General features: G+C 42.3%; 10 protein-coding genes. 2 read left to right on the top strand and 8 right to left on the bottom strand.

Annotated features, from left to right (window positions below):
* Positions 1 to 63: 63 nt before the first annotated feature.
* The 4 genes from R2R35_RS04410 to R2R35_RS04425 all read right to left on the bottom strand — a co-directional run bounded on the left by R2R35_RS04410 (position 64) and on the right by R2R35_RS04425 (position 5,284).
* A complete protein-coding gene (locus tag R2R35_RS04410) occupies positions 64 to 1,554 on the bottom strand; it encodes an alpha-L-fucosidase (protein WP_317733283.1) in 1,491 nt (496 codons plus the stop codon).
* A 112-nt stretch (positions 1,555 to 1,666) separates the two neighbouring features.
* Complete coding sequence (locus R2R35_RS04415; RefSeq protein WP_317733284.1) at positions 1,667 to 3,298, bottom strand: extracellular solute-binding protein; 1,632 nt, start codon at positions 3,296 to 3,298, stop codon at positions 1,667 to 1,669.
* 130 nt (positions 3,299 to 3,428) lie between these two features.
* Positions 3,429 to 4,343 (bottom strand): carbohydrate ABC transporter permease, encoded by a 915-nt coding sequence (locus tag R2R35_RS04420; RefSeq protein ID WP_317733285.1) that lies wholly within the window; start codon positions 4,341 to 4,343, stop codon positions 3,429 to 3,431.
* Between the two features lie 11 nt (positions 4,344 to 4,354).
* Positions 4,355 to 5,284, bottom strand: a complete 930-nt coding sequence (locus R2R35_RS04425) for an ABC transporter permease (RefSeq protein WP_317733286.1) — start codon at positions 5,282 to 5,284, stop codon at positions 4,355 to 4,357.
* Positions 5,285 to 5,889: 605 nt separating this feature from the next.
* Here R2R35_RS04425 and R2R35_RS04430 point away from each other — a divergent pair.
* The gene (locus R2R35_RS04430; protein ID WP_317733287.1) at positions 5,890 to 6,948 is read left to right on the top strand and encodes a carbohydrate-binding family 9-like protein; all 1,059 of its coding nucleotides are present in this window, start codon (positions 5,890 to 5,892) and stop codon (positions 6,946 to 6,948) included.
* Between the two features lie 193 nt (positions 6,949 to 7,141).
* Entirely contained in the window at positions 7,142 to 8,194 is a 1,053-nt protein-coding gene (locus R2R35_RS04435) for a LacI family DNA-binding transcriptional regulator (RefSeq protein WP_317733288.1), read from the top strand.
* A 136-nt stretch (positions 8,195 to 8,330) separates the two neighbouring features.
* On the opposite strand, the gene R2R35_RS04440 is transcribed toward R2R35_RS04435, so the two are convergent.
* The 4 genes from R2R35_RS04440 to R2R35_RS04455 form a co-directional block, all read right to left on the bottom strand.
* Positions 8,331 to 9,095 (bottom strand): copper homeostasis protein CutC, encoded by a 765-nt coding sequence (locus R2R35_RS04440; protein WP_317733289.1) that lies wholly within the window; start codon positions 9,093 to 9,095, stop codon positions 8,331 to 8,333.
* A 165-nt stretch (positions 9,096 to 9,260) separates the two neighbouring features.
* On the bottom strand, positions 9,261 to 11,435 hold the full coding sequence (locus tag R2R35_RS04445) for an alpha-amylase family glycosyl hydrolase (protein ID WP_317733290.1): 2,175 nt from the start codon (positions 11,433 to 11,435) through the stop codon (positions 9,261 to 9,263).
* A gap of 344 nt (positions 11,436 to 11,779) precedes the next feature.
* Entirely contained in the window at positions 11,780 to 12,616 is an 837-nt protein-coding gene (locus R2R35_RS04450; RefSeq protein WP_317733291.1) for a sugar ABC transporter permease, read from the bottom strand.
* On the bottom strand, positions 12,613 to 13,917 hold the full coding sequence (locus tag R2R35_RS04455) for a carbohydrate ABC transporter permease (RefSeq protein WP_317733292.1): 1,305 nt from the start codon (positions 13,915 to 13,917) through the stop codon (positions 12,613 to 12,615). Before R2R35_RS04455 ends, R2R35_RS04450 begins: the two co-directional genes overlap by 4 nt.
* Positions 13,918 to 13,925 lie beyond the last annotated feature (8 nt).

Genomic DNA, 13,925 nt, shown 5'->3' on the forward strand with positions numbered 1-13,925 from the left:
TCTGCTGTTGCATTAATTTCATCAAACTTAACAAGTAACAAAACATTTGCAATTTTATTTCCATCAGCTTCCAAAAGCCGCATCCGGCTCCAGTTTATATACTCTGGCTACAGGAGCCTCTTTGCCCTTCTCCCAGGGTACCGATATCTGAAGACCTCCCGTTGTGTTCTCAAAAAGTATATTCTCACCGGTACCAACCATTGTCACCCGATTAACCTTTTCATTAAAAGGAAGAAATACCTTATCCGGAACATCGTCGTCTTCTGCGAACAGTTCCAGGGCGTATACCACCTCCTCTTTTCTGGTAAATGCAATATTATCCACCTTGTATGGCGCACAAATCCTGGTACCATAAATGGCCTCTCCGAAAAGCTTAAGCCATGCACCTATTCCTTTTAAAGAAGCAATCGCCCCCTTAGGAAGCCGCCCGTCGGGTTGTGGCCCCACGTTAATTGCCAGGTTGCCTCCCTTTGCAACAATGTCCGTCAACAGATGGATTACTTCCCTGGGGGTTTTATAGACATCTTCATAGGCAAAAGAAAAGGAAGTTCCCAAGGTAATACAGCTCTCCCAAGGTACATTAAGCGGTTCTTCCGGCACACATTGCTCTGGGGTAATATAATTTTCATAAGCACCACCAACCGTTCTGTCGGCACATAACATTCCCGGCTGCCAGGTCCTGATCTCCTCTATCGTCTCACCAAGGCGGATATCCTGGCCGTTTTCCTTGCATACCCAACCGGCATCAAACCACATGATATCCAATTTCCCATACCTGGTTGCCAGTTCCTTCACCTGATTCCGGGTAAATTCAGTAAATCTCTCCCATTCCTCAGGCTGTTTTGATGGTTCATAGGAGGGTCCCCTCCACATATATTCACCCCGCGGATAATTTTCAGCCCAGTAACTGTCTATATGCCAATCCGCTTTTGAAAAATATGCCGCTATACCAATTCCTTTCTTACGGAAGGCTTCAAACAGATGCCCGCATATATCTGCATATTTATGACTATGATATGGGCAGTCCGTTCCCGTAATCTTATAATCTGAATAACGGGTATCCCACATACAGAACCCATCATGGTGTTTGGTGGTAAATATCAGATAGCGTATACCTGCCTCCACTGCAATATCAGCCCATTTTTCCGGCTCAAACCGAAGCGGTGCAAAGGTTTTATTCAGATCAAAATACTGCTTCTTGAATTCTTCACCGCTTACTTCCCAATCAATTCCAGTTCTGGACCATTCCGCATCCGCATCAGAAAGTGCCCAGGATTCAACGATTCCAAGCTGGGAATACGGTCCCCAATGCATCATCAGTGCCAGTTTCTGATCCTGGAACCACTCCAGTTTCTGCCGAACTTTTTCATCCTCAGGCCAGACATATTCTTCTGCTGTACTGTAATTGTGGACACCTTTTTCTATTTTATCCTGCGCAGCTGCTTTTTCATTCTCCTGCTTCTCTGTCTCCTCTGACGTTGACCTCCGGCTGTCCGCTTCCAACTTTTCTGTAACGTCAAGGCAGGTAAGTGCAGCCTCTAATTTATTCTCCATCTGTGTCACCTGATCCCTTCTTACCCAAAGTTTCTTCAAAAAGAAAAGCATATCACCGGAGATACAGTAATATGCTTTTCACCGGTATCCTCTATTCTACCTCTGCCGTTTGTTATTCTGCTATTCCTTCAATTCCTCGCATTTTAACCCAATCCTCCAGGCCAAGGGCATTAAGACCGTCTGTATAGGCTTTCCATTGAGCATCATCATTTACATCCAGTTCTCCGGTAACGAAGAGAGCCTGCTGCTGATTGAAGTAATCTGTAAGGGCTGTACTGATATCAGAATATCTGTCGATATCGTCAAGAGCTATCCAGTTGGAGGGAATGACCTCTTTTGTCAGATTAGCCTCATAGGTATTTTCCATTGTCTTTTTCTCATCATAAAGAGGGCTGTCTTCAATGAACTTAAAGCCTGCAGGAAGATATTTTGGCAGAGCCTGTGGCCATAAGTTGCTCCAGCTGACCTTTTCCTGCTGATCTTCCGGAAGTGTTGAAGTATCAATTGCACGATAACCGTTACCTTCCTTCATTGTGACAACTCCTACAGGACCTCTGCTGCAGCCGATTCCATTTTCCAGTGCAAAGGCATTATCAAACCACCTGCAGATAATTTCAGGATTCTTTGCTTTATCAGTAATTACAGCCTGGGTTCTGAATACACTGAAACCGTTAGTATCCTTTAACCAGATACCTTCTTTGTCAGTATTAAGTACAGGGAGTACGTCAAATTCACTTTTCTCCGTTGTCTGAACAATACCTGAAAATTCATTGCTGCCATAAGCGATGGATACACCATAAAGATCTTTATTTCCTTTTCCTTCCCAGGTGGAAGAGTCCTGTGTAAAAAGTTCCATATCTATCAGGCCCTCTTTATAAAGGCCGTTGAACCAGCTCAGGAACTCTCTGTATTGTTTACTGATACCGCCGTAAACAACCTTATCCCCCTGTATAGCAACACCATATTTGTCCATGGGTAACCCAAACCAACCGGTCATGGCTTCTATATGTTTATTATTGGGATCTGCAGAAAAAGGAATCTCATCGCCGGCGTCACCATTTCCATTGGCATCTTTTTCTTTAAAAGCCCTTAGTACGTCTGCGAATTCCTCTGTAGAGGCAGGCATTTCCATTCCTATATTTTTCAGCCATCTGCTGTTGATATAAGGAGAATAGCTGACCGTTGTATCGCCGGTTACATAAGGTATGGTATAAATGTGTCCATCCGGTGCTGTCATTTTCTCTCTTACGCCCGGTAAATCCAGGATAGCAGAGATATTAGGACAATATTTCTCAAAATAATCTTCCAGAGGAATGAAAATACCCTGTTTTACTCCATAGGTCAGGATCATACTGTCATTTAAAGTCCAGCCTCCGATAACATCCGCATAATCACCGGAATTCAGATCCAGATTCAGTCGCTCTGTGGCAGTTTCATAAGGAAAAACCTTTAGTGTAACATCTACATTCGTCTGTTTCTTAAACTCATCTATCATGTAGAATTCTCCGGATTCACTGGAATCATCCACAAAAATCGAGAAACCATAGGTACCTTCATCTACCAGCGGAAGCCCTTCTTTGTTCATGAGTCCATTGATCTTGCCATTTTCATCCGTCGTATCCGCAGAAGCACCTGCCCCTGCTGCCTTGCTGTTGCTTTCTCCATTGTTTCCTTTGCCGCAACCCCAAAAAACTGTTGTGCACATTGCCATAGCCAATAAGAGTGCTATTGCTTTCCTTTTCATAATAATACCTCCTCTTTCTTTTTTTATTTGTACCGGCACATTAGGAAGCACCGGCAAATAACTTTCCCTCTCAAAAATACGTTTTAACCCCTTTGTTCCTTCATAACTGCCACAAGCGGTTTCAGCCACCTTAGCCCTTTACGGAACCAATCATCACTCCCTTAACAAAATGCTTCTGAATAAAGGGATACATTACCAGCACCGGAATACTGCTGATTATAATAAGGGAGTATTTCATAACGTCAATTAATTGCTGCTTCTCACGAAGAGCATCTCTTGCCGCCTGGGTGGTTGCTGTCTGGGACAGAGCTGTCTCATTCGTAATAAGGATATTCCGCAGCACCAGCTGCAACGGATAATAATCTTTGTCAGAGATATAAACCAATGCTGAAAAGTATGAATTCCAATGTCCCACACCATAATAGAGTACCAAAATGGCAATAATGGCTTTCGACAACGGAAGAGCAATCTTAAAGAAAAATTTCCCCTGGGAACACCCATCTATCTCAGCCGCTTCATACAATTCTTCTGAAATATTGGACTTAAAAAAGGTTCTGGCCACAATCATATTATAGACGCTAAGACATCCCGGAAGGATAAGCGCCCACATGGTATTAAGCAGGTGCAGGTTCTTGACCACTAAATATGTAGGTATCAGACCGCCGCCAAAGAACATGGTTATCATATAAAAAATGGTTATTGGTTTCTTTCCACCAAATGCATTTCTGGATAACGCATAAGCTGTCGGAAGGGTAACTGCCAGGTTGACTAAAACTCCGCAGACTGTATAAAAAACTGAGTTCAGGAAACCTCTCATTACGGCGCTGTTACGAAAGACCTCTTTATAACCCTTTAAGGTAAATCCGATGGGTTTCCACAGAACCTCACCGCTTGATACGGCACTGGGACTGCTGATGGATGAAATAACCACCCAGTACAGGGGGTAAGCCACAATCAATAAAATCAGCGACAGAACAAGAAATGTTACCGTATCAAATATGACATCCTCCCTGCATCGTTTTGTTTTCTTTTTCCTCTTATCCATTCTTTTTCCTCCTACCACAAACTGTTGCCTGAGAGCTTATCAGCCGCTTTGTTAACGGCTATAAGCATGACCAGGTTAATCAACGTATTAAACAGGCCGATGGCTGTTGAATAAGATATGTCATTGTTAATCAGACCCACCTTATAGACATAGGTGGAAATAATCTCAGATACCGTCAGGTTCAGATTATTCTGAAGCAGATAGGCTTTTTCAAAACCCACAGAAAGAATGCTTCCGCAGCTCATGATTAACAGGATGGTCGCTGTAGGCAGAATGGAGGGTAAATCTATGTATCGAATAAGCTGAAGTTTGGTAGCTCCATCACAGCGCCCGGCTTCATGCAGCTCCGGACTTATACCGGATAAGGCTGCAAAATAGATGACTGAACTCCATCCTGTACTCTGCCAGACTCCCGTCCAGACATATATGTGTCTCCAATATTCTTTCTTAGCCATAAAATTAAATGTATCAAGCCCCAGAAACTCCATTATGTGGTTGATTACCCCCACGGAAGGCGATAGAAACAGTATGATCATACCGCACATGACAACCGTTGAAATAAAGTTCGGTGCATAGGTAACTGTCTGAATTACTTTTCGGTATCTCTTATGCCGAAAGGAATTCAGCATCAGTGCCAGGATAATTGGAATCGGAAAGGATATGAGGAGCCCGTAGAGACTCAACACCAGGGTGTTTCGAATGGTTGAATCAAAATAAGGGGATTCAAAGAACCTCTTAAAATAATACAGCCCCACCCAGGGACTGCCCCATATCCCCTCTCTTCCGTTATACCGCCGGAACGCAAGCTGTATTCCGTACATGGGAATGTAGCTGAAGATAAAGGTCAATACGATACCCGGAAGACAGAACATCCAAAGCGAGAGATCTCTTTTAAATATCCTGAGAGTATGGCCTTTCTTCTTTTCTCTTTTTGAAATCATTTTCTTTTTAGCCACACAATAAATGCAAATCAGTCTGCATTTTATTGCTAAAACAAGAAAGAGCGAAAGAATGGCTTTTGTGGCATCCTTTCATTTAAATTTTCTTCCACTCTGGAACTGCTTAAGATATCTCAATGAACATTTTTAACATTTTTTCATTTTCTAAATTTTGTTTGTGTATTTTATATAATTTAACTTTCCTATTTGGGTGTTTCGTAGTTATTTTGTTGGTTTGATTTTAACATCTGTTCACTTTTATGTCAATATGTTTTGTAAAAATGTTCTGTTTTCTTAACATTCTACAAATTTTCGCTTAAAACTTTTTATTTTTTAAGTTTTTTCAGATACTCTGACAAAAAAAGTATAGCAGCAGACTGTATATTGAATAGTTGCAATTATACTGCTTTTTTACTACATTTTAAAATTTTCAGTTTCAAATTTTCTATTGGATTGAAATTTTGTATTGTAAAATTCCTTTTATCTTTTTTGATGTTTTGTTCATTTTGTTAAGTATTTATTGTAAACTTGTTCACTGAATGCTATAATGAGATTATCCGGCAGTCACAAATAAGCCGATTATTATGACGATAAGAAATGAGGTATTTATGAAACCTGTAAGAATTCCAATACCGTCAGTGGGTTTTAATCCTCCGGTTTACCCTTGCCGCAGAGCTGTAGAACCCTTTACCCTGGACGGAAGACTGGATAAACCTTTTTGGGAAACTGCTCCCTATACTGATCCTTTTATCGATATTGAAGGAGAACATAAGCCTGCACCCAGATTCAGAACCCAGGTCAAAATGCTGTGGGATGATGAGAATCTGTACATAGGTGCAAGTCTTGAAGGAAATGAAATATGGGGTACTGTGAATGAGAGAGATGCCGTAATCTTTCAGGACAATGATTTCGAGATCTTTATCGACCCGGATTCCGACACCCACCAGTATTATGAATTTGAAATGAACGCTTTGAATACCGTATGGGACCTCTTTCTCCCCGCTGCTTACAGAGATAAAGGAAATGCTCTCAATGGTTATGATATCCAGGGCCTACGTACCGCCGTATATGTCGACGGCCGCGTAAATGATCCGTCTGCTCCAAATAAAAGCTGGTCTGCGGAAGTTGTTATCCCTTTCGCATCTATCATCGAATGCCTGCCCCATAAACGTGCTCCCCAAAACGGTGAATACTACCGTCTTAATTTTTCCCGTGTGCACTGGAAGACCGATATCCTAGAGGGCAGCTACCGAAAGTGTACGGAACCTGTAACCGGAAATCTCCTGCCGGAAGACAACTGGGTCTTAGCCCCCACAGGAGTGATCAACATACATTATCCTGAATTATGGGCTTTTGTATTTTTTACAGGAACAACGGAAGACGAAACCTCCTGTATTATTCCGGAAGACGAGTACCGAAAATGGGAATTAAGAAAACTCTATTATGCCCAGAATATCTATCTGGATTTAAACGGCTGTTATACCTCGCAGCTGAAGGAGCTTACTTTAATTCTTGAACACTATTCTCCCAATGACATAAACCGTTGTGTAAAAGCATTTCCTTACAAAATAGAAACGACTTCTCATACCTTTGAGATTTCCTGCCCCTCCGCTCATCCTGATAAAACTGTTATAATTTACTCCAATGGAAAAACTGAAATACGTTAAACAGAAATGTTCAGTTCGTTCATGATGTATTTGAAAAGAATCAAAATTACTGGTATAATAGCAGCAAATGAGTGCAGCATTGGTGCAGCGATAAAAGATTAAGATAATAGAAAGGACGCCACAATACTATATTTTTAATCTATATTAGTGGCAGTACCAAAGGCGTGCCCTGCGGTATTCTCGGGAAAAAACGATGAAAAAGATAACCCTGCAAAAAATTGCAAATTCCCTTGGTGTTTCCCGTACTACGGTATGGAAAGTATTTAGCGGACAGGAAGGCGTCTCTGCTGAGCTTCGAAACAGAATCATTAACAAAGCACAGGAACTGAACTATATTTTTCCGGTGAACTTTGATACTTCATCTGTTATGGATGCTTCTACAGCTGTTTCCGCCTCTTCAGAGGAGCCTTCAGCAAATATTGCTGTTGCCGTATGCCGACCGGAGACCTCCATCTTCTGGATGACCATTATACATCAAATTGCCAAGGAGCTTTCCCACCACAATGTCAACCTGGTTTATACCTATCTGCCTTCCACTGTCAGCGCCAATTATACCCTTCCTGTATCTCTCACAAATGGCAGCACCAACGGAATTATTATCATGAATGTCTACGATACCCAATTGCTTCGATTACTTGCAGCCACTCCTGTTCCCAAGGTATTTCTGGATACCTCGGCTTTAGTTCCCCCTGCAGAGTTGAATGGAGATTTGATTTTAACTGAAAACCGTACAGGAATTTCTGCCATAACGGAGCACCTGATACAAAAGGGACGTAAATCTTTTGCTTTTATTGGCGATATCAACTACGCCCACTCAAATTATGAACGATTCGAGGGTTTTCAGAATACCTTGCTCCGTCATGGTCTTTCCTATAACCAGAAACTAAGCCTTACAGGTGCAATAGGTATCGATACCTACAAAGAAGAGATCGGAGCCTTTCTTGATACCCTTCCTCATTTGCCGGAGGCTTTCGTCTGTGCAAATGACTATGTGGCATGTATATTGATGCAACTGCTGCTTAAGCGTGGAATCCGTATACCGGAAGACATTGCTCTTTCCGGTTTTGACGCGAATACAGAGAATCCTCTGGCAGAAAATCTGACCACGGTACAGGTATTTAATCAGAATATCGGCTTTCGCCTGGCTCTCCAGATTTTATACCGGATTAAATACCCAGACGTTCCCCATGAGATCATTTATATAACCTCCAAAGTTATCTTCCGGCGTTCTACCGGAGATTCGTAAAAAACTCCATCAGGAACCTGGTAATACAGACTTAATAGCAAAAAGCTGCCACATTTCTGCGGCAGCTTTTATCTTAATCCATACTTTACTATTTCTCCACAAAAGGGAGGACTCCTATCTTATTTCTGTGAGAATATTACGTCTGAGTATCCTCCTGTAAGTTCTCAAGTACCTGTCTGGCTTTTCTGATTTCTTCCTCACTGGTACGATAAACTGTATACTCACTGAAAGAAGGAAGTCCCATATTCACCTCTGGTTTCCGGTAGCTCATAGCACTTTCCAGTACAGCCTTACCAGACATATGATAGGCCTTTACACCGGATACCCGGTAGAGGGTGGGAATCACACCGGCATTAACGCCTCCTCCTGCCTGAATACAGATTCTTTCCTGACTCTTTTCCTTCAGTTCTTTTAGAAGAGCTGTTCCTTGCATACATAGATTTTTCTGTCCAGAGGTAAGAATGGTATCCATTTCCAGACTTATGGCCTGTTCCAGCTCTTTCAGGGGATCTGCACACATATCGAACGCCCGGTGCAATGTAGCAGACATCCCTTCAGCCTCAGACAACAATCCATACATTGCCTCCATATTCAAAGTTCCCTCGGGTTTTAATATACCGATTACTACTCCTTCGGCACCCAACTCCCGAAACATCCTGACCTCTTCTTTCATGATGGAATATTCGTATTCCGTATAACAGAAATCTCCAAACCTGGGCCGTATCAGTACATGAATTGGTATGGTACTGTGCCCTCGAATCTCTTCAAATAATTTGGGGCTTGGAGTTGTTCCTCCAATTATTAGATTTCCGCATAATTCAACTCTTGTGGCTCCGCCCTGCTCACCTGCCAGTACAGATTCCACAGAATCTGCACATACTTCTAGTATAAACTCCTTCATCCCAGCTTTTCTCCGCTTTTTCAGGAATATAACCAAAAACTCTTATATTTCTGTATTTTTCATATATTACTACGTGTATCTCATGCTATAATAATTTTCACTCCTATATTAAATTATCAGCTTTACCTTTAAGTATACTATACGAATGCTGGAATGAATAGCAGTTTATTGCCAGTTAACCGTTACCGTGGCGGTACCGGAAGCAGGTGTCGTAACGGAATGATTGGCTCCGCTTTCCCAGGTTACATTTCCGGTGCTGTCCTTCTTAATAAACTTATACTCTATGGTTTTTCCGGCAGGAACATTTACATCCATGAACCAGGTTGGATATGCTCCTATGGTTGCCGTTGCATTGTAGATGGGACCGATAGCCCTGGCAGGGTCCCAGTTACCAAGTTCATAGCAGCTTCCCACAAGATATACTCCCGTTCCCCAGGAGGTCGTCGCATTATTAACCTTAAATCTTACAGATACCTGATCTCCGGTCAAGACCTCAAAACCATCATAGGGGGTACTTGGAAGTCCGTCGGAGGTTGTTATTGAAACATTGTAATTTCCGGCAGTTACAGTAGGAACGGTTACCTTAATAATCGTATCCGACCAGGAATTCACAACTGCAGCAGCGGTACCGAACTTAACAGATCCTGTCAAAGCACCAAATCCTTCTCCTGTTATGGTTACCACATTACCGGCTTTGCCCATGTTGGGGTCCACATTTCCTATAACAGGTGTGGCTGCACTGGTTGAAGTATACTGCCATACTGCGGATTCACCTGGTGCCAGGTTAAAAGTTCCTACTGACTTGTTACCTGCAACGGTAATACTGTTGCCTCCCAACAATCCCTGCATGACATCATCATAGGTACCAGCGGGAAGATTGGTATATAAACCCGTTATATCATAACCGGTGGTACTGGAGCGATTAACAGCGGTCAGTACCACACTGTTCCCGAATTGCCTTTCATAAATAAATACATCACTGTTGGTCCAACGCTCCTGCGTCGAGCCGTAAGCAAGTGCCGGATTGGATTTACGTAAAGGGGCAATCCTGCTGATTACCTGATAAGCCGTTGAAGAAGTATGAAAGGAAGTCATATCTCCCCGGTTATACGGATCTTCCGCACCGGTCAGATACTGTTCCGTTCCATAATAAATATTCGGTACCCCACGAGAGGTCAGAAGCAGGACATATGCATTCTCCACTGCTCTTGCATTGTTACCCGATAAGGTCATAAACCGGCTCATGTCATGGCTGTCCATAAAGGTCACCTGATCATTGACTTCTTTAAAGTCCGTACTGGTATCGGCAACCACCTTACTGATATCAAGCATGGAACCGGTCTTGCTGCCCAGGGCATTACGGACTGCATTGGCGAATCTGAAATCCAGCAGGCTCATGCCTGAATTATTTGTAAAATTCGAAAAGTCCTTATCATTTGTGGTTCCGCCGTAATACCATTCCCCGAAAGTAAAAACACCTTCCTTGGAATAGATACTGCTGAGCCAGTTCTTCTGCCAGCCAAGGGACATATGCTTTACGGCATCAACACGGATACCGTCAACTCCAAGCTCGAGCCACAGATTTATAGCATCCTTCATATAAGTGTCTACCGTGCTGTTCTGCTGATTCAGGTCAGATAGTCCCCAAATACTGTGATAGATTCCATTTTCAATGGTGCTGTAATCAGACCATTCCTTTTCATGGTTAAATATCCCCTGTGCATCATTGGTGTAAGTGCTTATCAGGCTGCCGTTCCGGTACAAGGCTCCGTCCTCGCCATATACCGCAGTAGAAGTATGATTTGGCACAAAATCGATGACAATCTTGATACCATTTGCATGGGCTACTGATACCAGTTCTGTGAAATCACTAAATGATCCAAAGGCAGCATTTGTCTTAAAATAATCTTTTCCCCAATATCCGTGATAGGAGGCATTATCATTAGAGCCGTCAATTACCGTGATATTCTGCACCGGAGAGGATATCCAGAGTGCCGTAACACCAAGTCCGGTCAGATAACCGTCTTCAATCTTATCAATGATACCCTGCCAGTCACCTCCATGATACTTAGTTAAATCTCCGGTATCAAAAACCGCACCGGTGGGATTATTGGATGTGTCCCCATCATAAAAACGATCCGTAACTATCTGATAGATTACATCGGTGGAAAAACTTGCCTTGTTGGTTACATCCGTATCCTGTACGGAGGTAGCCGAGGAAACAATTGCGTAGTTAAAAGTACCATATAATACGGCAGCAACAGCAAAAAACATTGCAGCCATAAGAGCTGCCGCTTTCCGTGTAAATCTTCTCTTTGAATGATATAACTCATGATTCATAATTTTACTCCTCTCTGAAATTAATTAATCTTTGGTTACCTAGGAAGATCAATGGTAAATATCCTGAACGCTGTGTCACTCCAACAACTAAACAGAACCTCCTTTCTCATTCGACTGTCAATTGGTATCCTTACCGGCCACGTCTTAAAATAGGCATCACCTGTTGCAAATAACCAATTTTCTGTATCTTATATGAGGGGTATATAAAATACTATGTTTGCTCGTTATTTTAGTCATATATGGTAAAAGCAGGTATTTACCTACTCTTCCTACCGACTTTTAATATATTTCTATCGTGTTATAAAAGGGTTACGCAATTCTCTGCAAAGCATAATCTGAACGATTTATCCTTTTACTGCACCGGAGGTCATACCACTGATCATGTAGCGAATCAGTATGAAATAAAGAACAACGATGGGTACGGCTATAAACACCGAACCGGCAGCAAATCTTGAAAATTCCGTTTCCCCAAGGCTCATAAGCCCTACCGCCACGGTATAGAGATCTTTCTCTTTCAATAACAGCTTTGGCAGGATAAAATCACTCCAGGGAAAGGTAAAGCTGGTAAGGGCAGTATAAACAAGCATGGGCTTGGACAAGGGCAGATTTATTTTCAGAAATATCTGCAGATTTGTTGCTCCGTCTATTTTAGCCGCTTCATCAATGGAACAGGGCATGGTATCAAAAAAACCTTTCTGGGTGAGATAACCCATCGGAGCACAGGAACTGTAAATCAGTATTACTCCCCAGATTTTATTAATCAGTCCGAACTGGGTCATTATTATGTACACCGCAATCATGCTCATAAAGGAAGGAAACATCCCAAGAATCAGCGTGGACTTCATGATTTTCTTCCTGCTTCGAAACTGGAACCGGGACATGGTGTAAGCTGTCAGTATTACAAGAAAAGTACCTATTATACTGCTAAAAATGGCTATAATCAAAGTATTCATAAACCACTGGGGATAATTATACATGGCCGTATCCGTAAATAAGGTCTTAAACGTGTCAAGACTGTATTCCTTTGGAAAAAAACCTTCATAGGAATAGATGGAGCCGGATTTACTAAAGGATGCCAGAATCAGCCACAAGCAGGGAAATAAAAACACCAGTCCAACAACAATCAGTATCAAATAAGTAACGAAGGTGTCTGTCCAGCGCAGGAATTTCAATTTTTTCATCGGAAAACATCCTCCTCTTTGTAAGACGGTGACTTTACATATACAAGCAGTGACAGTGCTGAGGTAATAAGGAATATCACAAGGCTGATGGTTGCACCTATGTTATAGTAGTTGTTGCTGATGGATAAATTGTACAGCCAGTTTATCAATAGATCCGTATCACTGGCCAGGAAATACCCATCCAGATATAACCCTCCTCTTAGAAAGAAAAAGACACCGAAGTTATTAAAGTTTCCAATAAACTGGGAAATCAAGACAGGTGTTGTGGAAAACAAGACAAAAGGCAGTATGATTTTTGTGAATTGCTTCCACCGTTTGGCGCCGTCGATCTTTGCCGCCTCCATCTGGTTTCCGTCTATGTTTGCAAGTATTCCTGTAGTCAGAAGCATAATAGAGGGTATACTGAGCCATGCATTTATCAGAAGACCGATGAGCCTTGCCATCCATTTTGCATCAATATCGAGAAATCCAACAGCCTTGTAGCCCAAATCCGTAATAATCTGATTGATGGGTCCACCGTAAGAGAACATAAACCGGAACCCCAGGAGTATAATGAAGCCGGGAACCGCATAAGCCAGTACCGGAAAAGCCCTCCATATTATTTTTCCTTTTACGCACTTCTTATTCAGCAGCAAGGCCAGTCCAAGCCCGGCGAAATAATTCAGTAAAGTAGAGGATACTGCCCAAAGCAGATTCCAGCTGAGTATCCTTCCAAAGGTCGGTGCAAATTTTTTCAGAGTCACTATCTGTAAAAAATTATCTAAACCCACCCAATCGATAAGCTTTGGTGGGACAATGCTCCCCCCATAATTGGTAAAAGCAACGGCAATCATAAAGATAATTGGCAGTATATTGAAGACAAAAACGCCTATAATCGGCAGAAACAGGGCTGTCTTATAAAATTTCCTGTCCAGCAGCTTTTTTAAGTCTTCCCGAAAGGACAGTGGTTTTCCTCCCTTTTGAACCAGTAGCTGAGTTTCATAGGCATCTTTGATATTCGAGAAATAACAGCCGATAAAGAGCAGCACCGCCGCCAGAGACAGAATTCCCATAAGCAGCATAATAACAGAATTATCGCCTTCAATGCCAAACCAGGCATCCGCCTCCTTCGTCCCCAGAGTAAAGAAGCCTGCCAGGTCCGAAGCTCCTCTCTTAAGGAAATAAAGGATTCCGCAAGCAAAAACCACAAGGTATGCCAGCCCTTTTCCAATTTGTCCGTACATCAGCTGTCCAAGTCCCATCAGACATATACTGGCTTTTACATTTCTGTCTGCACTTCTAAGAAAAGTCAACTTTTTCATTTTAATCC

It is taken from the genome of Anaerocolumna sp. AGMB13020 (assembly GCF_033100115.1).
In the GTDB taxonomy this organism is placed as follows: Bacteria; Bacillota; Clostridia; order Lachnospirales; family Lachnospiraceae; genus Anaerocolumna.